The organism is Micromonospora sp. NPDC005305, from assembly GCF_040607315.1.
Taxonomy (GTDB): Bacteria; Actinomycetota; Actinomycetes; order Mycobacteriales; family Micromonosporaceae; genus Micromonospora.
In genome coordinates this window covers 56,129-78,101 of sequence record NZ_JBEXGL010000011.1, presented here as the reverse complement: position 1 = coordinate 78,101, position 21,973 = coordinate 56,129, and the positions used below count along the sequence as shown (strand labels likewise).

Genomic DNA, 21,973 nt, shown 5'->3' with positions numbered 1-21,973 from the left:
GGGGGGTTCTGGTTTAGGGGAAATTGTCCCGGGCGGGCGCGGGGGGGGGGGGGGGGGGCGCCCCCCGCCCCGCCCACACCGCATACCAGGGAACGGCGCTCGCCGGGGCCCGGCGCGCCACCTACCGTCGAAGCGGCGACTACTCTCGACGTGGACGGGGGACCGGGACGGGCGAGCGGAGCGGGCAGGTCGATGAGCGTTAGACGGATCATGGGCACCGAGGTCGAGTACGGCATCTCCGTGCCCGGCCAGGCCGGGGCCAACCCGATGGTCACCTCCTCCCAGGTGGTCAACGCCTACGGGGCGCGGCCGGAACTCAACCGGGGCGGCCGGGCCCGCTGGGACTACGAGGAGGAGTCGCCGCTGCGCGACGCCCGCGGCTTCACCTACTCCGGGGCGGCCTACGACCCGGCCGAGGCGCTCGCCGACGAGGATCTCGGACTGGCCAACGTCATACTCACCAACGGCGCCCGCCTCTACGTCGACCACGCGCACCCCGAATACTCCACGCCCGAGGTGACCAACCCCCTCGACGTGGTGCGCTGGGACAAGGCCGGGGAGCGGGTGATGGCCGAGGCGTCCAAGCGGGCCGCCACCATCCCGGGCACCCACCCGATCCACCTCTACAAGAACAACACCGACAACAAGGGCGCCAGCTACGGCTCCCACGAGAACTACCTGATGCGGCGGCAGACGCCGTTCGCCGACATCGTGGCGTACCTGACGCCGTTCTTCGTCACCCGGCAGATCGTCTGCGGCGCCGGGCGGGTCGGCATCGGTCAGGACGGCGGCCAGAGCGGCTTCCAGATCTCCCAGCGGGCGGACTTCTTCGAGGTCGAGGTCGGGCTGGAGACCACCCTCAAGCGGCCCATCATCAACACCCGGGACGAGCCGCACGCCGACGCCGACAAGTACCGCCGGCTGCACGTCATCATCGGCGACGCCAACCTCTCCGAGATCTCCACCTACCTGAAGGTCGGCACCACGGCGCTGATCCTCACCATGATCGAGGAGAAGGCGCTCGGTGCCGACCTGGGCATCGCCGACCCGGTCAGCGAGCTGCGCGCGGTCAGCCACGACCCGTCGCTCACCCACCTCATGCGGCTGCGTGACGGCCGCAGGCTGACCGCGCTCGACGTGCAGTGGGCCTACCTGGAGCGGGTCCGGTCCTTCGTGGACGACCGTTACGGCGCCGACGCGGACGCCCAGACCGTCGACGTGCTGGACCGCTGGGAGAGCGTGCTGGATCGGCTCGGCCGCGACGCCTTCCTCTGCGCCGACGAGCTCGACTGGGTGGCCAAGCTGCGGCTGCTGGAGGGCTACCGGGAGCGGGAGAAGCTCGGCTGGGGCTCGCACAAGCTCCAACTGGTCGACCTGCAGTACTCGGACGTGCGGCCGGAGAAGGGCCTCTACCACCGGCTGGTGCAGCGGGGCTCGATGAAGACGCTGCTCACCGACGAGCAGACCCGCTCGGCGATGACCGAGCCGCCGGAGGACACCCGGGCCTACTTCCGTGGCCGCTGCCTCGCCCAGTACGCCTCCGAGGTGGTCGCCGCGAGCTGGGACTCGGTCATCTTCGACGTGGGCCGGGAGTCGCTGGTCCGGGTGCCGATGATGGAGCCGGAGCGGGGCACCCGCAAGCACGTGGGGCAGCTCTTCGACCGCTGCGACACCGCGAAGGACCTGCTGGAGATGCTGACCGGCGGCTGAGCCGGATGCCGGAAGGCCCGTCCCGTGCCGCAACCCGGCGCGCGGCGGGCCTTTCGTCGTCGGCGCGAGGTAAGTTGATCGCAGGCGATCGTGGAGGAGGCACACCATGGCGACCCAAGAAGGCGGCCAGACCCAGTCCGGCAAGTCGCACGAGGAGGTCGAGGAGGTCACCGCGCAGGCCAACCCCGAGGTTGCCGAGCGGCACGCCGAGATCACCGAGGACGTCGACGACCTGCTCGACGAGATCGACTCCGTCCTGGAGGAGAACGCAGAGGAATTTGTCCGCGGATACGTACAAAAAGGCGGTCAGTAGACATATCGGGCTGAAACGGACATGCCGCTTCCCCTTGATGATCAGAACGGCCGACGCCGTTTGTCGCGACTGCGGGGACTGGAAGTCGCTCGATGAGTTCTGTGCGAGCAGCAAGCGTCCCAGCGGTCGCGGCAGCTACTGCAAGCCTTGCTTCAACGCACGCTCCAAGGCGAGCTACGCCAAGCGGGTGAAGGAGCAATACGACCGTGAGGTGAAGCCGGCGAGGGAAGTGCCGGATGGCCACCGCTTCTGCGCCGACTGTGGAACCGTCAAGCCCGTGGCCGACTTCCCGCGCAACCGCTCCGACAGCACGGGCTATGCCACCTACTGCAAGCCGTGCCACAACACCCGCACTCGTGAGACAAAGCAGCGGCTCTACGGCGGCAATCGTGAGTACCACCTGCGGCGGCGGTACGGGGTCGGTCAGAAGGAGTTCGACGAGCTTCTCGCCGAGCAGGGTGGTGTGTGCGCGATCTGCGGGTCACCCGACCCGGAACACCTGGACCACGATCATCGCACCGGGTGGGTGCGCGGGATACTCTGCTTCAACTGCAAAGGTGGTCTTGGCCAGTTCAAGGACAGCCCCGAGAGTCTGGCCAGGGCGATCACGTACCTGAGAGGAACCACGTGGCAGCGGGTTTTGATCCATCCGGGCGTCTTCCAGATGTGTTCACCAACGCGGGGACGTCCTCGTTCACCGCGTTCCTGAGCAAGGTGGCTCCCGAGATGCTGCCCGGCCGTCGGCCGCTGCCGCCCGGCATGGCCGCCGACATGGCGCCGCACGCGACGACCATCGTGGCCATCTCGGCCAGCGGTGGCGTGGTGATGGCCGGCGACCGGCGCGCCACGATGGGCAACCTGATCGCCCAGCGGGACATCGAGAAGGTCCACCCCGCCGACGCGTACTCGCTGGTCGGCATCGCGGGCACCGCGGGCATCGGCATCGAGCTGATGCGACTGTTCCAGGTGGAGCTGGAGCACTACGAGAAGATCGAGGGCGCCATGCTCTCGCTCGACGGCAAGGCCAACCGGCTGGCCTCGATGATCCGGGGCAACCTGGGCGCCGCCATGCAGGGCCTCGCCGTGATCCCGCTCTTCGCCGGCTTCGACCTGGCCGCCGCCGACCCCGCCCGCGCCGGGCGGATCTTCAGCTTCGACGTGACCGGCGGCCCGTACGAGGAGACCGGCTACGACGCGATCGGCTCCGGCTCGCTGTTCGCCAAGTCCGCGCTGAAGAAGCGGTTCCGGGCGGGTCTGTCGATCGACGACGCGACCCGGCTGGCCGTGGAGGCGCTCTACGACGCCGCCGACGACGACACCGCGACCGGTGGTCCGGACCTGACCCGCCGGATCTACCCGGTGGTGATGACCGCGACCGCCGAGGGCACGCACCGGCTCACCGACGCCGAGACGGCGGCGATCGCGGAGGGCGTGGTGTCCGCCCGCATGGAGAACCCGGGCGGCTGACCCCGCTCCCGCCGCACCTGAGTCAGCAGTCCGCAGCACAGCGCCCGAAGGAGAACCGCCGCCGTGGCCATGCAGTTCTACGCCTCGCCCGAGCAGATCATGCGCGACCGCTCCGAGCTGGCCCGCAAGGGCATCGCCCGGGGCCGCAGCGCGGTGGTCCTGAGCTACGAGGGCGGGGTGCTCTTCGTCGCGGAGAACCTGTCCAGCACCCTGCACAAGGTCAGTGAGATCTACGACCGGATCGGCTTCGCCGCTGTGGGCCGGTACAACGAGTTCGAGAACCTGCGCCGGGCCGGGGTGCGGATGGCCGACCTGAACGGCCTGAGCTACGACCGGCGGGACGTGACCGGGCTGGGCCTGGCGAACGCGTTCGCGCAGACGCTGGGCGCGATCTTCACGGAGCAGTCGAAGCCGTTCGAGGTGGAGATCTGCGTCGCCGAGGTGGGCGCCACGCCGGACGACGACGCGCTCTACCGGCTGACCTACGACGGGTCGGTCAACGACGAGCCGGGCCGGATGGCGATGGGCGGTCAGGCCGAGGCGATCACCGGGGTGCTGAAGAACGAGCACCGGCCCGAGATGTCGCTCGCGGAGGCCGTCCGCGCCGCGATGAAGGCGCTGAGCAGCGTCGGCGGCGAGGGCGGGGCGGCCCGCACGATCGCGGCGAACCAGCTGGAGGTGGCGGTCCTGGACCGGCGCCGGGTGGGGCGGACGTTCCGGCGGATCACCGGGGCCGCCTTGACCGCGCTGCTGGAGGGCGACGCGAGCGCGGACGCGGCGCCGGCGGCGGGGCGGGCGAAGACCCCGACGGTGCCGACCGAGGAGGCGAAGAAGCCGATCACGTCGGCGGGCTCGGCGGACCTGGAGGGTCAGCCGCAGGAGGAGCAGCCCGAGGAGTGACCCCGGCCGGGTGCCGGGTCCCATGCCCGGCACCCGTCAGCGGTGCGGCTTCAGCGGGGTCCACCAGGCGCGGTTGGCCCGGTACCAGTCGACGGTGGCGGCCAGCCCGTGGTCGAGGTCGACCATTGGGGTCCAGCCGAGTTCGCGTCGGGTGGTGGCGCAGTCCAGGGCGTACCGGCGGTCGTGGCCCTTGCGGTCGGCGACGGGCCGGACCCGCTCCCAGCCGGCGGCGCAGGCGGCGAGCAGCCGGCCGGTGAGTTCCCGGTTGGTGAGTTCGGCGCCGCCGCCCAGGTGGTAGACGCCGCCGGCCCGGCCGCGGGCCTGGGCGAGCGCGACGCCGTGGCAGTGGTCGTCGACGTGCAGCCAGTCCCGGACGTTGCCGCCGTCGCCGTAGAGGGGCACGTCGTGCCCGTCGAGCAGGTTGGTGACGAACAGCGGGATGATCTTCTCGGGGTACTGGTAGGGCCCGTAGGTGTTGGCCCCGCGGGTGACGACGACGTCGAGGCCGTGGGTGCGGTGGTAGGCCAGCGCGAGCAGGTCGCCGGCGGCCTTGCTGGCCGAGTACGGCGAGCTGGGGTCGAGCGGGGCCTGTTCGGTCCAGGCGCCGGTGGCGATGGAGCCGTACACCTCGTCGGTGGAGACCTGGACGAAGCGGCGCACGCCGTGGCGCAGGGCCGCGTCGAGCAGGGTCTGGGTGCCGACCACGTTGGTGGTCACGAAGTCGGCCGCGGCGGCAATGGAGCGGTCCACGTGCGACTCGGCGGCGAAGTGCACGACGACGTCGTGGCCGGCGACCGTGGCGTCGACCAGGGCGGGGTCGCGGATGTCGCCGCGGACGACCCGCAGCCTCGGGTCGGCGCGGACGGGGTCGAGGGCGCCCTCGGTGGCGGCGTAGGTGTAGGCGTCGAGCACGGTGACGGCGTCGGCCGTGAGGTCCGGCTCGGCGCCGGTGAGCAGCCGCCGGACGTACGCCGAGCCGATGAAGCCGGCGCCGCCGGTGACGAGGATTCTCACGGCAGGGACCGTACCCGGCGGCGGGATGTGCGCACGCGGGGAATCCCCGGCCCGGTGCGGATGAGACCACTGGGTTGAGCGCTGCCCATCTGGGGCCCCGGGCGGCTAATGTCACATCATGGAGCGGCGAATCTTCGGCCTCGAAACCGAGTACGGCGTCACCTGCACCTATCGCGGGCAACGCCGACTGTCCCCCGACGAGGTCGCGCGGTACCTGTTCCGGCGGGTGGTGTCGTGGGGCCGGTCGAGCAACGTCTTCCTGCGCAACGGAGCCCGCCTCTACCTGGACGTGGGCTCGCACCCGGAGTACGCGACGCCGGAGTGCGACTCGGTGACCGACCTGGTGGCCCACGACCGGGCGGGGGAGCGGATCCTGGAGGGGCTGCTCGTCGACGCGGAGAAGCGGCTGCACGACGAGGGCATCGCGGGCGAGATCTACCTGTTCAAGAACAACACCGACTCGGCCGGCAACTCGTACGGCTGCCACGAGAACTACCTGGTGTCCCGGCACGGCGAGTTCGGCCGGCTGGCCGACGTGCTGATCCCGTTCCTGGTCACCCGCCAGTTGATCTGCGGCGCGGGCAAGGTGCTCCAGACGCCGCGGGGCGCGGTCTACTGCCTGTCGCAGCGGGCCGAGCACATCTGGGAGGGCGTCTCCTCGGCGACCACCCGCAGCCGGCCCATCATCAACACCCGCGACGAGCCGCACGCCGACGCCGAGCGCTACCGGCGGCTGCACGTCATCGTCGGCGACTCGAACATGAACGAGGTCACCACGCTGCTGAAGGTCGGCACGGCCGACATCGTGCTGCGGATGATCGAGGCCGGCGTGGTGATGCGGGATCTGACGTTGGAGAACCCGATCCGGGCGATCCGGGAGGTGTCGCACGACATCACCGGCCGGCGCAAGGTGCGGCTGGCCTCCGGCAAGGAGGTCTCGGCGCTGGACATCCAGCAGGAATACCTGGCGAAGGCGACCGAGTTCGTGGAGCGCCGCGGCGGCGACCAGACCGCGAAGCGGGTGGTGGAGCTGTGGGGGCGGGTGCTGCGGGCGGTGGAGACCGGTGACCTGGACCCGGTGGCCCGGGAGATCGACTGGGTGACGAAGCTGCGGCTCATCGAGCGCTACCAGCGCAAGCACGACCTGCCGCTGTCGCACCCGCGGGTGGCGCAGATGGACCTGGCCTACCACGACCTGCGGCGCGGCCGGGGCCTGTACGGGCTGCTGGAGCGGCGCGGCGAGGTGGACCGGGTGGCCACCGACCCGGAGATCTTCGAGGCGAAGGAGACCCCGCCGCAGACCACCCGGGCGCGCCTGCGCGGCGAGTTCATCCGGCACGCGCAGGAGAAGCGGCGGGACTTCACCGTGGACTGGGTGCACCTGAAGCTGAACGACCAGGCGCAGCGCACGGTGCTGTGCAAGGACCCGTTCCGGGCGTACGACGAGCGGGTGGAACGGCTCATCGCGAGCATGTGACCCGGGGGCGGGCGGCCGGTGCCGGGGGGCCGGCCGCCGCGCCCACGGGTACGCTGGCGTCGCGATGAACACTTCCGAACCTGCCGGCCGTCCGGGCCGCGACACGTCCGCCGGCCGCGACGGCGGCACCGAGAAGCTGAACTGGGTCGAGCGGCGTCGGGAGAAGATCCGCGCCGAGGTCGAGCGCAACCGGCGCGGCGAGTTCGCCGTGCCGACCTGGGTGCTGGCGGCGGCGCTGGTGCTCATCGTGGGCGCCTGGCTGGCCTTGATCTTCCTGGCCGGCTGACCGGCGGAACCACAGCGGGGGAGTTGCGCCCCGGCCCGGCCGCCCGCGAAGGTTGTCACATCGACCGGATTCGACCCGCCGGCTTCGGCGGGCGCGGGCACGGGAGGGTGACGTCATCGCACACATCGACCTGGGCCTGGACGAGCAGGCCCACCCCGGCATCAACGGGCTGGCCCGCTACCGCCCGGAGACCGCCAAGCCGCTGCTCGACCTCGCCGACACGCTGCTGCACGCCCCGCACCCCACGCTGAGCGCGGGGGAGCGGGAACTCATCGCCGCGTACGTGTCGGATCTGAACGCCTGCGCGTTCTGCTGCGCGTCGCACTCGGCGTTCGCGGCCGCGCAGCTGCCCGCGGGGATGCCGCTGGTGGAGCAGGTCCGGCAGGACCTGGACGCGGCGCCGGTCGACGGGAAGCTGCGGGCGCTGCTGCGGATCGCCGGTGCCGTGCAGCGCGGCGGCCGGGAGGTCACCACCGAGCTGGTCGACGCCGCCCGCGCCGAGGGCGCCACCGACCTGGAAATCCACGACACGGTGCTGATCGCCGCCGCGTTCTGCATGTACAACCGGTACGTCGACGGCCTGGGCACGGTGGCGCCCGCTGACCCGGCGGGCTACACCCGGGCCGCTGAGCACATCGTCGCCCACGGCTACGGGGCGCGCTGAGCGGCTCAGCCGAGCAGGCGGGCCGCGTGCCGGCCGGCGGCGGCCGCGGCCAGGAAGTAGGCGTGGTCGCCGTCGAGCCCGCGCCCCATCGTCGACAGGCCGACCGGGCTGGCCCGCAGCGCCGCGTCCAGGCCGTCGGTGGGCACGGTGACAACCCGGTGCCGCGCCGCGAGCGGGGCCAGCGCCGCGTCCACCTCGGCGGCGAGGGCCGGGTCCAGGCCGTCCGGCACGACCAGCTCCGCGGGGGCCAGGGCGACCCGGCCGTACGCGGTGAGGCTGTGGTGGGAGACGCCGCGGTGCCGGGGGCGGGGGTCGGCCGCGGAGATGCGCAGCGAGCCGACCGGCCGCCCGCCCAGCGTGGCGACCGCGTTGACGGCCTCGCCGACGGCCACTCCGGAGAAGCCCCAGCGGGTGCCGGTGCCCAGGTTGCCGGGGCCCTGGGCGACGATCGCCACGTCGGCGCCGAGCACGTGCCGCGCGGCGAGCAGGCCGCTGTGCAGGGTGCTCGCCTCCAGGTCGCCGCCGAACGCCTGGCCCACGCTGACCGTGCCGGCGAGGTGGCCGGCGAGCCCGGCGAGGGTGCGGGAGAACCAGGCCGGCAGCGCCCCGCCGTCGGTGAGCAGGTAGGCCACCCGGGCGTCCGGGGCGTCGGCGTGGACGCCGGCCAGGATCGCCGGCAGCGCGGAGTGCAGGTCGGCGGTCACCACCGGCATCCCGTCGACGGACTCGGCGGCGGCCAGCCGCGCGTGGTGCGGCGAGGCCTCCTCGTCGACGCCGAGCAGGATCGGCTGCAGCGGGGTGTAGCGGGCCTTGACCAGGTGCCCGGCGTCGCGGCTCTCGGCGGCCTGCGGCGGGTCGGCGGGGAGCCGGTCGGGCAGGGCCACGACGAGGGCGTACCCGCCGGTGCCGAGGCCCATGAGCAGGGCGCCGGCGTTGAGCAGCACCCGGTCGCCGGGCTCCGGGTCACCGACCAGGGCCGGGTAGGCCAGGGCGCGCATCCGGCCACCGTCGGCCAGGTCGACGTCGAGTTCGGCGGCCCCGGCCCACCGTCGCCGTACCGCCGTGACCGTGCCGGACCGCCATCGCACCATGCCCGGCACCGTATCGGCCGGCGCGGGCCCGGGGTGCGGCCGGGTCGCCGGCCCGCCGGTCAGGGAACCCCGCCCGGCTCCTGGTCCACCGCCCGCTCGTCCTCGTCCTGGGTGGTCCGGGCCCGGTGCCCGTCGCTGCCGCGCCTCGACCGGGTCGGGTCGAGGAAGACGTACCCGATCTCCGGGAACCGGTCGGTGAGCCGCCGTTCGGCCTCGTCGGCGGCGGCCTCGATGTCGGCGCCGGTGGCGTCGTCGCGGAAGTCGACCTTGGCGGCGACCAGGATGTCCTCCGGACCGAGGAACATGGTCATCAGGGTGTCGACCCGGTCCACCGCGGGGAGCCCGGCCAGCTCGTGCTCGATCTGCCGGTGCACCCGGTCGGACACGGCCCGGCCGACCAGCAGGGAGATGTTGCTGCGGGCCAGGATGCCGGCGACCACCAGCAGCAGCACGCCGATGAGGATCGAGGCGACGCCGTCGAACATCTCGTCGCCGGTGAGGTGCGACAGCGTGAGGCCGGCCGCGGCGAGCAGCAGGCCGACGAGGGCGGCGCTGTCCTCCAGGAAGACCGCCTTGACCGTGGTGTCGGCGGTCAGCCGCAGGTAGCGGCGTGGGGTGGCCCGCCAGCGCCGGGACTCGTTGCGGACCTGCCGGACAGCCCGGGCCAGCGAGACCGACTCGATGGCGAAGGAGATCGCCAGCACGATGTACGAGGTCAGGTAGTTGCCCGTGTGCTCGTGCACGAGGATCGTGGTGACGCCGTGGGTGATGGCGAAGCCGGCGCCGACCACGAAGGTGAACAGCGCGGCGAGGAAGGCCCAGACGTAACTCTCCTTGCCGTACCCGAAGGGGTGCCGGGTGTCCGCGGGCCGTGCCCCGCGGCGCAGCGCCATGTAGAGCAGGACCTCGGTGGTGGTGTCGGCGACCGAGTGGGCGGCCTCGGAGAGCATCGCCGCCGAGCCGGAGAGCAGGCCCGCGACGAGCTTGGCGACGGCGATGGCGAGGTTCGCCACGCCGGCCACCACGACGGTGCCGACACTCTCGCTCTTGACCTCCGCCTCCGCCATGCGCCCACCCTATGGCCGTCACCGACCCGCCGCGTGGCGAGCGGGAGGGCCCGGGCGGTGTGGTGCGGACCGCCTCCGGGGTGCGACTCCCGCGCGCCGCGCCCGCGCGGGTGCGCGCTGCGGACGTGCGGGCTGCTAGCGTTTCCCACGTGTCGCGGACCCGTACCGAACGCCTGGTCAACCTGGTGATCTGCCTGCTGTCCACGCGACGGTTCCTGACCGCCGCGCAGATCGCCGCGACCGTGCCCGGCTACGAGCACGATCCCGACGACGCCAAGGACCACGAGGCGTTCCAGCGCAAGTTCGAGCGGGACAAGGCCGAGCTGCGGGAACTCGGGGTGCCGCTGGAGACGGGCACGGCCAGCGTCTTCGACGCCGAGCCGGGCTACCGGATCGCGCCCCGCGAGTACGCGCTGCCCGACATCCCCCTCGAACCGGACGAGGCCGCCGCCGTGGGCATCGCGGCCCGGCTGTGGCAGCACGCCGGCCTGGCCGCCGCCGCCTCGTCGGGGCTGGCGAAGCTGCGCGCCGCCGGCATCGACGTGGACCCGCAGGCCACGCTGGGCCTGGAGCCGATGGTCACGGTCGACCCGGCGTTCGCGCCGCTGACCGCCGCCGCGCGCGACCGGCGCGAGGTCAACTTCGACTACCGGGTGCCCGACCGGGACGCACCGACCCGCCGCCGGGTCCAGCCGTGGGGCGTCGTCTGCTGGCGCGGCCGCTGGTACGTGGTCGGCCACGACCTGGACCGGGCGGCGACCCGCTGCTTCCGGCTCTCGCGGGTGGTGGGCGCGGTCCGGGTGACCGGGCTGCCCGAGGCGTACGAGCCGCCCGCCGGGGTGGACCTGATCAGTCACGTGGCCCGCTGGTCCGGGCCCGTGGAGCGGACCGGCCGGGCCACCGTGCTGGTCGCCGCCGGCCGCGCCGCGGGGCTGCGCCGCTGGGCGGTGGAGAGCCACGCCGGGCCGGACGGTGACCGCCTCGTCCTGCCGTACGCCGACGCCGACTACCTGGCCGGGCACATCGTGGGCTACGGCCCGGACGTGCGGGTGCTGGAGCCGCCGGAGGTCCGCGAGGCGGTCATCCAGCGGCTGAAGGAGATCGCGGCCCGACACGACGACCTGGCCGTCACCGGGGGTGCCCGGTGACCCGCCCGGCGGCCCGCGGCGGCCGCGCCTCGGCCGACCGGCTGGCCCGGCTGCTCAACCTGGTGCCCTACCTGCTGGCCCGCCCCGGCATCGAGATCGCCGAGGCGGCGCACGACCTGGGGGTGACCGAGAAGCAGCTCCGCGAGGACCTGGAGCTGCTCTGGGTGTGCGGCCTGCCCGGTTACGGCCCCGGTGACCTGATCGACATGGCGTTCGACGGTGACCGGGTGACCATCACCTACGACGCGGGCATCGACCGCCCGCTGCGGCTCACCCCGGACGAGGCCCTGGCCCTGGTGGTGGCGCTGCGGATGCTCGCCGAGACGCCCGGCGTGGCCAACCGGGAGGCGGTCGAGCGGGCCCTCGCCAAGATCGAGAGCGCGGCCGGTGACCTGGCCGGGGCCCCGGTCGAGGTGCGACTGCCCGGCGACACGGCCCGGGTCCGCGAGCTGCGCGCCGCCGTGGAACGCGGCCGCGCGCTGCGGATCACCTACTACACCGCCGCGCGGGACGAGACCACCGAGCGCACCATCGACCCGCTGCGGATGCTGATGGTCGGCGGCCGGGCGTACGTGGAGGCGTGGTGCCGCCGGGCCGAGGCGGTCCGGCTGTTCCGGGCCGACCGGATCGACGCGGTCACCGAACTGGCCGAGCAGGCCGTGGTCCCGCCGCAGGCCCGCCCGCACGACCTCAGCGACGGGGTGTTCCGCCCCTCACCGGACCTGCCGCTGATCACCCTGCGGATCGGCCGGGGCGAGCGGTGGATCACCGAGTACTACCCGTGCGAGCGGGTCGAGGCCGACGGCGAGCAGTGGCTGGTGTCGCTGCGGGTCACCGACCTGGGCTGGGCCCGCCGGTTCGTGCTCGGGCTCGGGCCCGACGTGACGGTGGTCGCGCCGGCCGAGCTGGCCGAGCAGGTGCGGGCCCAGGCGGCCGCCGCCCTCGACGCGTACGCCACCCCGGTCGGCCGCGCCGACCCGGCGGTGGCCGGCGCCACCCAGTAGGCTGACCGCCGTGGTGACGTGGATCGTGCTCGGGGTCGTGCTGTTCGCGCTGATCGTGCTGGCCCTGGCGGTCCGGCCGGTGCTGGCGCGGCTGCCCCGGTTGCGCCGCACGGCGTTGGCCCTGCAGCGGCGCCAGGCCGAGGCGGAGTCGCTGCGGTCCGCCGCCGAGGAACTCCAGGCGCGGGCCGAGGCGCTCCAGGAGCGGGTGGGCGTCGCGCAGGAGCGCATGACGTTGATCAAGGCCAGGCGCGGGAAGTGATCGACGGCGGTCGGTCCGGCGCGCACTAGCTGCGCGGTCCGCGGCGGTTGCGCGCACGATCGCGCGGCCGCTGGTGGTTGACGGGACACTCCGGGTTGTCCGAGACTTCACCGGCCAGGCCCGCACCGGCAGGCCGGCAGGGTGGCAAGCGTCTTCGAGGCACGTACGATGGGCTGCGACCACCCCCTCACCGACACAGAGCGACTGGAGCTTCCCATGGGTGCCCTCAAGCCGTGGCACATCGCCGTACTCGTGGTCGTGCTGATCCTGCTCTTCGGCGCGAAGCGGCTCCCCGACGCGGCCCGCTCGCTGGGCCGTTCGCTGCGGATCATCAAGGCCGAGACGAAGAGCCTGCACGACGACGACCGTGACCTGGCCGAGAAGGCCGACGCGCAGACCGGCTACCAGCCGCTCCCGCCGCAGCAGCAGGTCGCCCAGCCGCAGCAGCAGTTCGCCCCGCAGCCGCAGCAGCCGGTCGCCCCGCCGGTCGACCCGGTGCAGCGCGTCCGCGAGAACTGATCCGAGAGGGCCCCACCACCGTGGCCTTCGGGTTGAAGAAGCGCGGCCCGAGCACGTTCGAGCGGGCCGCCGACGGCTCGATGACGCTCATCGAGCACGTCCGTGAGCTGCGCAACCGGCTGTTCCGCGCGTCGCTGGCCGTCGTCGGCGGCCTGATCGTCGGTTTCTGGCTCGCAGATCCGGTCTTCCTGCTGCTGAAGCGGCCGTACTGCCGGCTGCCCGACACGACGAACGCGCTGGGCCAGTGCCAGGATCTGCTGGCATTGGCACCGACGACCGGGTTCGTGCTGAAGCTGAAACTCGCGCTCTGGCTCGGCCTGATCATCGGTGGGCCGGTCTGGCTCTACCAGCTCTGGGCGTTCATCGCCCCGGGTCTGCACCGTCACGAGCGCAAGTGGGCCTACGTCTTCGTGGCGATCGCCGCGCCGCTGTTCGCCGCCGGCGCGGTGCTGGCCTACTTCGTGGTCGACAAGGGCCTCAGCTTCCTGATGGAATCCGGGGTCGGCGGGCTGTCCAACCAGTTCGAGGTCAGCGCGTACATCGGGTTCATCACGAACATGATCCTGCTGTTCGGGGTGGCGTTCGAGTTCCCGCTGATCCTGCTCATGCTCAACTTCACGGGCGTGGCCAGCGCCCGCCGTCTGTTGAGCTGGTGGCGCGTGGTGATCTTCGTGTCCTTCGCTTTCGCCGCCATCGCCACGCCCGACCCGGGTCCGTTCGGCATGACGTTGCTGGCCACCGCGCTGTCCCTGCTCTACTTCGTCGCGGTCGGGGTGGCGTTCATCAACGACAAGCGGCGGGGGCGCGGCCGGGAGGTCTACTCCGACGTCGCGGACGACGAGGTCTCGCCGCTGGACCTGTCCGTCGAGCCGGTCGGTGCCGCCGGCGGGGTCGAGGCACCCGCCCCGGTGGGGGCGCCCGAGCCGGTCGCCGCCCCGGCGCCGATCGAGCGCCGCTACGACGACATGACCTGACGGGTTCCACCCGAGCACCGACGCGAACGCCGTCCCCGCTACGGGGGCGGCGTTCGCGCGTGTCGGGTCGCCCCGGCCCGCCGCGGCATCGGCGGTTCAGGCCACCCGGCGGGCCGCGCCCTCCGGCGGGGCGGGGACGGCGTCCGGGTGCAGGACCGCCGCGATCGCCTCGGCGCCGTCGACCAGGCGCGGGCCGGCCCCCACGACCAGCCCGTCCGCGTCCAGCGCCCACACCTCCGCGCCGGGGAAGTGCGCGGCCACCCCGGCGGCCTGCGCGGCGGCCCCGTCCAGGTCGAAGCCGCACGGCGCGACCAGCACCACCTCGGGCCGGGCGGCCCGCAGCGCCGCCCAGGTGGTCGGCGTGGACCGGGCCCCGGGGTGGGTCGCCACGGGCTCGCCGCCGGCGGCCTCCACCAGGTCGGGGATCCAGTGCCCGGCGCCGAACGGCGGGTCCACCCACTCCACCACCGCGACCCGCCGCCGGGGCCGGCCGGCGACCGCCGCGCGGACCGCCGCGAGCCGCGCCCGCAGGCCGTCCACCAGGGCCTCCGCGCGGTCCGGCACCCGGGCCGCCGCGCCCACGGCCAGGATCGTGCCCAGCACCTCCCCGAGGGTGTACGGGTCGAGCGACAGCACCTCCGCCCGGCAGCCGAGGTGCGTGACGGCGTCCGCCACCCGGCCCGACGGCAGCGCGCAGACCCGGCACAGGTCCTGGGTGAGGATCAGGTCCGGGTCCAGGCCGGCCAGCGCCCCGGCGGCCAGGGTGTAGAGGTCGGCGCCGGCGGCGAGTTGGCCCTTGACGTAGGCGTCGATCTCGCCGGGGCTCATGCCCCGGGTGTCCCGACCGCCGACCACGACCGTGGTGCCGGCCCGGTACGCGGGCGGCACCACGCACTCGAAGGTGACCCCGACCAGGTCGTCGCCGAGCCCCAGCGCGTAGACGATCTCGGTGGCCGAGGGGAGCAGGGAGACCAGGCGCATCCCGCCATCCTGCCGGCCCGCGCAGTTCCCCCGATCCCCGGGTCCGTGGCGGGGCCCGGCGATAGTCTGGGGCGGCGCCCGAGGCGGTGCGGACGCGCCCGTCGTCGCGGCCGGCCGGGCATCGGTGCCGGCGGCGCGCCGGCCCTCTGCCGGGAGGCGGTGCGGTGTCCGATCCGATCGACGTGTTCTTCGCGCAGCTCGCCCGGCAGGCACCCGAGCGGCTCCTGCACCGCACCACCGGCACGATCCGGTTCGAGCTGGAGGGGACCGACGCGCTCGACGTCTGGCATCTCACCATCCACGACGGCCGGCTCGCGGTGGAACACCGCGCGCGGTACGCCGACACGGTGATCCGGACCCGGCGGGACTTCTTCGTCCGGATGGCCCGGGGTGAGGTCAGGCCGCTCGCCGCCTGGCTGCGCAACGACATCACCGCCGACGGGCACTTCCGGTTCGTGGTGCTGCTGGAGCGGCTCTTCCCGGCGCCGCCCGGGGCGCGGCATCCGCGGGAGCGCGTGGGCCGGAGGCCCGGATGAACCAGAACCTGGTGCGCGTGCTGGACGGCAACGTCTTCGTGCTCAGCGAGGACAACGGCGACATCGAGGCGACCGTGGCCAACCCGGTCGGCTTCTTCGACTTCGACACCCGCTTCCTGTCGGTCTGGCGCCTCACGCTCAACGGCGAGCGGATGACGTCGCTCTCCATCGCCGAGCGGGACCACCTCCAGATGCGGTTCTTCCTGGTCCCGGGCGCTCCGACGCACTACGTAGACGCCAAGTCGTCGCTCATCCGGGAGCGTGCGATCACCGGCGGCGCCTTCGAGGAGCGGTTGACCCTGTTCAACCACCACCACGTGCCGGAGGAGTTCACCGTCCGGCTCGACGTGGGCAGCGACTTCGCGCCGATCCTGGGTGTCGCCGCGGAGCGTACGCCGCCGGGGCGGCTCTACCAGCGGTGCGAGGAGCGCGGACTGTGCCTCGGCTACCAGCGGGAGAGGTTCCAGCGGGAGACGGTGGTGACCAGCAGCGAACCGGTGCGGGTGGACGAGCAGGGTCTCACCTGGACGGTGCGGCTGGCGCCCAGACAGGCCTGGACGACGACCGTGCGGGTGCGGGGGTTGGTGCTGCGCCCGGACGGGGCGGACGTCCGGGACCGGTTGGAGCGGCGGCCCCGGGCCGGCGCCGAGGAACGGCAGGACGACCTGGCCGGGTGGCTGTCCCGGACGCCGCAGCTCAGCTGCGACTGGGAGCCGCTGACCGAGGCCTACCGGCGCAGCCTCGTGGACCTGGCGGCGCTGCGCTACTCGCCGCTGACCCTGCCCGACCAGGTGATGCCCGCCGCCGGGCTGCCGTGGGCGGCCACCATCACGGGCCGGGACAGCATCCTGACCAGTTTCATGGCGCTGCCGGTCGCGCCCGAGCTGGCCTCGGCGACGGTGCGGATGCTCGGTATCGACCAGGGCGCGGTGCTCGACGACTTCCGTGACGAGGAGCCCGGCAAGATCCTCCGCGAGTTCCGCTACGGGGAGATGGTGGCCTTCGAGGAGAGCCCGCAGTCCCCGTACTACGGCACCCCCGACGCCACCCCGCTCTACGTGATCCTGCTCGACGAGTACGAGCGGTGGAGCGGCGACGTCGACCTGGTGCGGGAGTTCGAGGACGAGGCCCGGGCGGCCCTGCGGTGGATCGACGAGTACGGCGACCTGCTCGGCGACGGCTACGTCCGGTACCTGCGGCGCAACGAGCGCTCGGGGGTGGCCAACCAGGGCTGGAAGGACTCGCCCGAGGCGATCTGCTACGCCGACGGGCGGCTGCCCGGCGCGCCGCTGGCCACCTGCGAACTCCAGGGCTACGCGTACGACGCGAAGCTGCGGGGTGCCCGGATGGCGCGGGAGTTCTGGGGCGACCCGGCGTACGCCGACCGGCTGGAGCGGGAAGCCGCGGCGCTGCGGGAACGCTTCGACCGGGACTTCTGGATCGCCGACCGGGGCTACTACGCGCTGGCCCTGGACGGTGACGGCGGGCAGGTCGACGCGCTGGCGTCCAACATGGGCCATCTGCTGTGGAGCGGCATCGTCCCGCGGGAGCGGGCCGCGGAGGTGGCCGCCCACCTGGTCGGGCCGCGGCTCTTCTCCGGCTGGGGCATCCGCAGCCTGGCCACCGGACAGGAACGGTACAACCCGCTCGGCTACCACCTCGGCGCCGTGTGGCCGTTCGACAACGCGCTGATCACCTGGGGACTGCGCCGGTACGGCTTCGCCGAGGAGGCGGGGCGGATCGCCGAGGCCATGGTGGAGGTCTCCCGGTATTTCCACGGCCGGCTGCCCGAGGCGATCGCCGGCTACGCCCGGGAGCTGACCGAGTATCCGGTGGGCTATCCGACCGCGAACAGCCCGCAGGCGATGGCGACCGCGACCCCGTTCCTGCTGCTGCGCGCCCTGCTCGGGCTGGAGGCGGCCGGCGAGCACCTGTTGATGGCGCCGCGGGTGCCGGCCCGGTTCGGCCGGGTGGAACTGCTCGACGTGCCGGGCCGGTGGGGGCGGCGGGACGTGATCGGCAGCGGGCTGGCCCACCTCGGCCGCTGACCGCCTCGGCGGGTGGCCGAGATCGGGCCAACCGGTCCCCTTGCCAGGACGGCCGGCCCGCTTAGACTCTCCTGACTCCGCCGAAGTCCCCCCGGGCGGGTGTGCCGGGGGTGGTTGTCGGCGTCCGTTCTGGTCAGCGTGCTGACCTCCGCCCCGGAGAGCCGATGAAGAGCCGTACCGCCGCCGTCGTGGCCGCGATCTGCGCCACCGCCGCCCTCACCGCCTGCGGTGACGACGACCCCGCCCCCACCGGTGGCGAGGTCCCGGTGACCGCCACCGACACCAGTTGCGAGGTGGCCACCACCCTCTTCAACCCGGGCGCGGTCACCTTCGCGGTGACCAACCGGGGGCAGCAGGCCACCGGGGTCTACCTGTACGGCCGTGCGGGGGACGGCTTCACCAAGGTCGTGGCCGAGGCGGCGGACGTCGCACCGGGGAAGACCGGGGACCTGCGCGCCACCCTCGCCACCGGCCTGTACGAGGTCGCCTGCAAGCCCGGCCGGCAGGGCGACGGCGTGCGGACCCGGATCACCGTCTCCGACGACGGCACGGTGGCCAGCGCCGCGGCCGAGACGGCGTACGACCGGGAGGTCGCCCTCGAACTGACGGCGGCCGGGATCACCGGTGGGGAGGCGCTGATCGCCGAGCCCGGCGAGAAGATCCAGTTCCGGGTCACCAACAAGACCACCGCGGCCCGGACGCTGGACGTCCTCGACCCGGACGGCAAGCGGGCCGCCGAGGTCAAGGCGGAGCCGAACGGCACGGCGCAGGCGATCGTGACGCTCGGCGGCGCCGGCAACTGGACGCTGAAGGTCAAGGGCGACGGCGCCGCTCCGGGATCCAGGCGGCTCGTCGTGCGCTGACCGGTGAGGCCGCCACGGGGCCGGTGGATCGGGCTTCGTGGCGGCGTCAGCGCTGGTGGTGGCCGAACTGGTCGCTGAGCGCCAGCCCCGCCGAGCAGCGCAGCTCTCCGGGGGCGAGCTGGGTGTGGGACGGCCGCCACGTCTCGGCGCCCTTCGGGCCGACGCGGGCGAGCAGGCAGTCGTACTGGGCGGCGCGCAGCGCCACCCCGACCGTGCCGCCGGCGGTGGCGACCTCCCGCTGGACGGCGGCGTCCAGCCCGAGGCCCTCCACCGCGGCGCGGACGGCCGCCTCGTCCGGGCCGGCGGCGGCGAGGGCCCGCTTCAGTCGCTCGTCCACGCCGCTCAGGGAGGGGTCCGGGCGGATCGGCAGCGGGTCGCCGGCCGGGCAGTCGATGCCGTCGTCGCGGCTGTCCCGCTCGGGGCCCAGCCGAAACCGGAAGCAGATCTCCACGTCCCCCTCGACCACCCTGCCGTGGCCGTTGACGCCCTGCCCGTGCCCGGTGACCCGGAGCGCCAGGGTGACCCCGGTCTGCCAGTGCGTCTCGCCGTGCACCTGGAGCACGGCCACCCCGGGCTCCTGCGCGGCGGTGTGCGCGTAGTCCGCCGCCTTGTACAGGTGGTCGTAGGTGAACCGGGCCTCGACCCGGTCGACAGTCTCGGTCGCGTCGGCCACCGCGCTGTCGTGCCAGGCCGGCTCGACCGGGCGCTGCGCCCACCAGAGCCCACCGGCCAGCAGGAGCGGGGCGAGCGCGACCGGAGCGGCGAGGGCGAGCAGGGTGCGGGTGCGCATTCCGGGCAGTATGCCGGGCGGTCGCTCGCCGCGCCGCCCTGTCGATCGAGGACCGGGGTGTCGCCCCTGGTGAGGGGCGTGGCTCGTGCCGTACGGTGCTCGCCGTGACCGCGCACGATCTTGTCCCGCCCGGCCCGGTGGCCGTGCTCGCCAACCCGACCGCCGGCCGGGGACGGCACCGTGGCCTGCTGCCCCAGCTGCTGGAGCGGCTGGGCGGCGCCGGCCGGCCGGTCGAGCTGCTGCGGGCGCGTACCCCGGAGGAGGCGGAGGCGGCGTGCCACGCCGCGGTCGCGGACGGCGCCGGGGCGCTGGTCGCCGTCGGCGGGGACGGCACGGTGCACCGGGCGTTGCAGGCGGTCGGTGGCACGACGGTGCCGTTCGGCCCGGTGCCCGCGGGCACCGGCAACGACTTCGCCGTGGACACCGGCTTCCCGGCCGATCCCCTCGCCGCGGTCGAGGTGATCGCCGACGCGCTGCGCGCCGGCCGCACCCGCCCGGTCGACCTGGCCCGGCTGACCACCCCCGGCGGCGGCGACCGCTGGTACGGCGCCGTGCTGGCCGCCGGTTTCGACGCGATCGTCAACGAGCGGGCCAACCGGATGCGCTGGCCGCGCGGCCCGCGCCGCTACGACCTGGCCATCCTGGTGGAGCTGGCTCGGCTGCGGCCGCGCCGCTACCGGCTGCGCCTCGACGGCGCGGAGCACGAGGTGGACGCGGTGCTGGTGGCGGTCGGCAACGCGGCCAGCTACGGCGGCGGCATGCGGATCTGCCCGGACGCGGACCCGAACGACGGCCTGCTGGACGTGGTGGTGGGCGGCCGCTTCGACCGGCGCACCCTCATGCGGGTCAAGCCCCGGATCTACCAGGGCACCCACGTCACGCACCCGCTGGTCCGCAGCTACCGGGCCCGGACCGTCGAGTTGGACGCGGAGGGCATCACCACGTACGCCGACGGGGAGCGGGCGTTCGACCTGCCGGTGCGGGTCAGCGCGGTGCCGGCGGCGGTGCGGCTGCTGCGCTGACCAGCGGGCCGCCCTCGGCGCCCGGCGCGGCGGGCGGCGGCCGGGGTGCCGGCGCGTACCGCGCCGATGCTCGCGGCGATCACCAGGCCGATGGCGAGCACCTCCACGGGGTGCAGCGTTTGGCCGAGCACCAGCCACCCGGCCAGCGCGGCGATGGCCGGCCCGAGGCTCATGAGCACGGCGAAGGTGGCCGTGGGCAGCCGCCGCAGCGCCAGCAGCTCCAGGGTGTACGGGAGCACCGAGGCGAGCAGGGCCAGCCCGGTGCCGAGCCCGAGCACCGCCGGGTGCCACAGCCGGCCGCCCGACCCCACGAGCCCGATGGGAAGGGTGACCAGCGCGGCCACCGCGAGCGCCAGCGCCAGCCCGTCGGCGCGGGGGAACCGCCCGCCGACCCGGGCCGAGCAGACGATGTACGCCGCCCACAGCGCGCCCGCGGCCAGCGCCAGCGCGGCGCCGACCGGGTCCAGCCGGTCGAACCCGCCCTGCCCGAGCAGGGCCACCCCGGCCAGCGCCAGACCGGCCCAGCACCAGGCGGCCAGCCGCCGGGCGGTGATGACGGACAGCGCCAGCGGGCCGAGCACCTCCAGGGTCACCGCCGGTCCCAGCGGGATCCGCTCGATCGCCTGGTAGAAGATCGAGTTCATGCCGGCCAGGGCCAGCCCGAAGGCGACCACGGCCGCCCAGTCGCCCCGGGCGTGCCCGCGCAGCCGGGGGCGGCATACGGCCAGCATCAGCAGCGCGCCGATGGTCAGCCGCAGGGTGACCGCCCCGGCCACTCCGGTACGCGGGAACAGCAGCGCGGCCACGGCCGCGCCGAACTGCACCGACAGCGCCCCGCCGAGCACCAGCCCGACGGCGCCGAGCCGGCCGCCGGAGAGCCGGGCGTGAAAGGAGCGGTCGGGCGTCATGCCCGTTACGCTAGCGCCGCTGGTCGGTCCGGGTGCCGCCGGGCCGCCGGCCGCCCGGCAGGTGGCCTCCGGGGGGTGTGGTCAGTTCCGGAGCGCGAGGTCGAGCACGGCGCCCAGCCCGTTCGGCCGGCCCGGGTCGGCGCCGGGCAGCACCAGCACCTCGCAGCCCGCCGCCACGGCACCCGCGTCGGCGGGGCTGTCACCCACCATGAGTGCCCGCTCCGGGTCGACCCCCAGCATCCCGCAGGCCCGCAGGAAGATCCCCGGGTCGGGCTTGCAGCGTCCCACCTCGTACGACAGGGCCCAGGCGTCGACCAGCCCGTCCAGCTTCCAGGCGGCGAACAGCGGCCGGATGTCGAAGCCGATGTTGCTGACGAGCGCCACCTTCACCCCGGCGTCCCGGAGCGCGCCCAGCACCGGCTCGGTGTCCGGGTAGGGCACCCAGCCCTCGGGGACCAGCAGCCGCTCGTAGAGCGCGTCGGCGAACCCGTCGATGCCGGCGTCGACCGTCTCGGCCAGCCCGGTGTAGGCGCCCCGGTGGGCGTGCTGGTAGAGATCGCGGTCGGCCCAGAGCTCGGCCAGCCGGGGCGGCACCCGGGCCGGCAGCGGCCCGCCCGCCCGGCCGGCGGTGAGCAGCCGGTCGGCCAGCGCGGTGGCCCGCACCCGGTCCAGCTCGACGCCGCAGGCCGCCGCGGCGGCGAGTACCCACTCGCGGGGCTCCTCCACCTGCGCGAGCGTGCCGTGGAAGTCGAAGAGCACCGCCTCCACGGGGCGACGGGACGGGCTCGGGCGGACGGCGTCGTCGGCGCCGCGCGAGACTCGGGGCGGTTCGGCATGATCCGGCACGTCGTGCACCCTACCGACCCGCTCCGACCCACCTGCCGGACGGCCTTGGCCGGTGGCCGTCGTCCGCACCGATTAATCTTGGGGAC

The 21,973-nt window shown here is 74.0% G+C and carries 23 protein-coding genes and 1 pseudogene; 17 read left to right on the top strand and 7 right to left on the bottom strand.

Features of this window, described 5'->3' with window-relative positions; genetic code table 11:
- Positions 1-192 precede the first annotated feature (192 nt).
- The 5 genes from dop (at position 193) to prcA (ending at position 4,390) form a co-directional block, all read left to right on the top strand.
- Positions 193-1,710, top strand: a complete 1,518-nt coding sequence (gene dop, locus ABZS80_RS19780) for a depupylase/deamidase Dop (RefSeq protein WP_355057750.1) — start codon at positions 193-195, stop codon at positions 1,708-1,710.
- A 106-nt stretch (positions 1,711-1,816) separates the two neighbouring features.
- Positions 1,817-2,023 carry a ubiquitin-like protein Pup gene (locus ABZS80_RS19775; RefSeq protein ID WP_073836803.1) on the top strand — a complete coding sequence of 69 codons (207 nt, stop codon included), beginning with the start codon at positions 1,817-1,819 and terminating at the stop codon, positions 2,021-2,023.
- A gap of 37 nt (positions 2,024-2,060) precedes the next feature.
- Positions 2,061-2,732, top strand: a complete 672-nt coding sequence (locus ABZS80_RS19770; RefSeq protein ID WP_355057747.1) for an endonuclease VII domain-containing protein — start codon at positions 2,061-2,063, stop codon at positions 2,730-2,732.
- Positions 2,651-3,490, top strand: coding sequence for a proteasome subunit beta (gene prcB / locus ABZS80_RS19765; RefSeq protein WP_192579831.1), 840 nt, complete (start codon positions 2,651-2,653; stop codon positions 3,488-3,490). Before ABZS80_RS19770 ends, prcB begins: the two co-directional genes overlap by 82 nt.
- A gap of 63 nt (positions 3,491-3,553) precedes the next feature.
- Positions 3,554-4,390 (top strand): proteasome subunit alpha, encoded by an 837-nt coding sequence (gene prcA / locus ABZS80_RS19760; RefSeq protein WP_355057745.1) that lies wholly within the window; start codon positions 3,554-3,556, stop codon positions 4,388-4,390.
- A 36-nt stretch (positions 4,391-4,426) separates the two neighbouring features.
- Here the strand turns inward: prcA and rfbB are convergent, their stop codons facing one another.
- Positions 4,427-5,404, bottom strand: a complete 978-nt coding sequence (rfbB, locus tag ABZS80_RS19755) for a dTDP-glucose 4,6-dehydratase (RefSeq protein ID WP_355057743.1) — start codon at positions 5,402-5,404, stop codon at positions 4,427-4,429.
- A 118-nt stretch (positions 5,405-5,522) separates the two neighbouring features.
- Between rfbB and pafA the strand changes: the two genes are divergently transcribed.
- From pafA to ABZS80_RS19740, 3 genes are all read left to right on the top strand, one after another.
- Positions 5,523-6,881, top strand: a complete 1,359-nt coding sequence (pafA, locus tag ABZS80_RS19750) for a Pup--protein ligase (protein ID WP_151462864.1) — start codon at positions 5,523-5,525, stop codon at positions 6,879-6,881.
- A 64-nt stretch (positions 6,882-6,945) separates the two neighbouring features.
- Positions 6,946-7,167, top strand: a complete 222-nt coding sequence (locus ABZS80_RS19745) for a hypothetical protein (RefSeq protein WP_355057740.1) — start codon at positions 6,946-6,948, stop codon at positions 7,165-7,167.
- Between the two features lie 115 nt (positions 7,168-7,282).
- Positions 7,283-7,831, top strand: coding sequence for a carboxymuconolactone decarboxylase family protein (locus ABZS80_RS19740; RefSeq protein ID WP_355057987.1), 549 nt, complete (start codon positions 7,283-7,285; stop codon positions 7,829-7,831).
- A gap of 5 nt (positions 7,832-7,836) precedes the next feature.
- Here the strand turns inward: ABZS80_RS19740 and ABZS80_RS19735 are convergent, their stop codons facing one another.
- Complete coding sequence (locus ABZS80_RS19735) at positions 7,837-8,922, bottom strand: DUF3866 family protein (RefSeq protein WP_355057738.1); 1,086 nt, start codon at positions 8,920-8,922, stop codon at positions 7,837-7,839.
- A 59-nt stretch (positions 8,923-8,981) separates the two neighbouring features.
- Positions 8,982-9,989 (bottom strand): cation diffusion facilitator family transporter, encoded by a 1,008-nt coding sequence (locus ABZS80_RS19730; protein WP_355057736.1) that lies wholly within the window; start codon positions 9,987-9,989, stop codon positions 8,982-8,984.
- A gap of 149 nt (positions 9,990-10,138) precedes the next feature.
- Here ABZS80_RS19730 and ABZS80_RS19725 point away from each other — a divergent pair, with 149 nt between their 5' ends.
- The 5 genes from ABZS80_RS19725 (at position 10,139) to tatC (ending at position 13,893) form a co-directional block, all read left to right on the top strand.
- Positions 10,139-11,137 carry a WYL domain-containing protein gene (locus ABZS80_RS19725; protein WP_355057734.1) on the top strand — a complete coding sequence of 333 codons (999 nt, stop codon included), beginning with the start codon at positions 10,139-10,141 and terminating at the stop codon, positions 11,135-11,137.
- A complete protein-coding gene (locus ABZS80_RS19720; RefSeq protein ID WP_355057732.1) occupies positions 11,134-12,141 on the top strand; it encodes a YafY family protein in 1,008 nt (335 codons plus the stop codon). The genes ABZS80_RS19725 and ABZS80_RS19720 overlap by 4 nt, the downstream gene beginning before the upstream one ends.
- 10 nt (positions 12,142-12,151) lie before the next feature.
- On the top strand, positions 12,152-12,400 hold the full coding sequence (locus tag ABZS80_RS19715; RefSeq protein ID WP_355057731.1) for a hypothetical protein: 249 nt from the start codon (positions 12,152-12,154) through the stop codon (positions 12,398-12,400).
- Positions 12,401-12,616: 216 nt separating this feature from the next.
- Positions 12,617-12,919 carry a Sec-independent protein translocase subunit TatA gene (gene tatA, locus ABZS80_RS19710; RefSeq protein WP_355057729.1) on the top strand — a complete coding sequence of 101 codons (303 nt, stop codon included), beginning with the start codon at positions 12,617-12,619 and terminating at the stop codon, positions 12,917-12,919.
- Between the two features lie 20 nt (positions 12,920-12,939).
- The gene (gene tatC / locus ABZS80_RS19705; protein WP_355057727.1) at positions 12,940-13,893 is read left to right on the top strand and encodes a twin-arginine translocase subunit TatC; all 954 of its coding nucleotides are present in this window, start codon (positions 12,940-12,942) and stop codon (positions 13,891-13,893) included.
- A 96-nt stretch (positions 13,894-13,989) separates the two neighbouring features.
- On the opposite strand, the gene ABZS80_RS19700 is transcribed toward tatC, so the two are convergent.
- Positions 13,990-14,874, bottom strand: coding sequence for an ABC transporter substrate-binding protein (locus ABZS80_RS19700; RefSeq protein WP_355057725.1), 885 nt, complete (start codon positions 14,872-14,874; stop codon positions 13,990-13,992).
- Between the two features lie 164 nt (positions 14,875-15,038).
- On the opposite strand from ABZS80_RS19700, the gene ABZS80_RS19695 reads away from it, so the two are divergent.
- From ABZS80_RS19695 to ABZS80_RS19685, 3 genes are all read left to right on the top strand, one after another.
- Positions 15,039-15,410 carry an SCP2 sterol-binding domain-containing protein gene (locus ABZS80_RS19695; RefSeq protein WP_355057723.1) on the top strand — a complete coding sequence of 124 codons (372 nt, stop codon included), beginning with the start codon at positions 15,039-15,041 and terminating at the stop codon, positions 15,408-15,410.
- Positions 15,407-17,458, top strand: a complete 2,052-nt coding sequence (locus ABZS80_RS19690) for a glycogen debranching N-terminal domain-containing protein (RefSeq protein WP_355057721.1) — start codon at positions 15,407-15,409, stop codon at positions 17,456-17,458. The genes ABZS80_RS19695 and ABZS80_RS19690 overlap by 4 nt, the downstream gene beginning before the upstream one ends.
- Before the next feature lie 164 nt (positions 17,459-17,622).
- The gene (locus ABZS80_RS19685) at positions 17,623-18,321 is read left to right on the top strand and encodes a hypothetical protein (RefSeq protein ID WP_355057719.1); all 699 of its coding nucleotides are present in this window, start codon (positions 17,623-17,625) and stop codon (positions 18,319-18,321) included.
- A gap of 46 nt (positions 18,322-18,367) precedes the next feature.
- On the opposite strand, the gene ABZS80_RS19680 is transcribed toward ABZS80_RS19685, so the two are convergent.
- The gene (locus ABZS80_RS19680) at positions 18,368-19,111 is read right to left on the bottom strand and encodes a hypothetical protein (protein WP_355057717.1); all 744 of its coding nucleotides are present in this window, start codon (positions 19,109-19,111) and stop codon (positions 18,368-18,370) included.
- A gap of 95 nt (positions 19,112-19,206) precedes the next feature.
- Between ABZS80_RS19680 and ABZS80_RS19675 the strand changes: the two genes are divergently transcribed.
- On the top strand, positions 19,207-20,133 hold the full coding sequence (locus ABZS80_RS19675) for a diacylglycerol kinase (RefSeq protein ID WP_355057715.1): 927 nt from the start codon (positions 19,207-19,209) through the stop codon (positions 20,131-20,133).
- A gap of 122 nt (positions 20,134-20,255) precedes the next feature.
- Here ABZS80_RS19675 and ABZS80_RS19670 read toward each other — a convergent pair.
- Positions 20,256-20,777: pseudogene (locus ABZS80_RS19670) on the bottom strand (EamA family transporter); the annotation flags it as partial.
- A gap of 345 nt (positions 20,778-21,122) precedes the next feature.
- Positions 21,123-21,887: an HAD-IA family hydrolase gene (locus ABZS80_RS19665; RefSeq protein WP_151464615.1), complete on the bottom strand. Its 765-nt coding sequence runs from the start codon at positions 21,885-21,887 to the stop codon at positions 21,123-21,125.
- Positions 21,888-21,973: the final 86 nt, after the last annotated feature.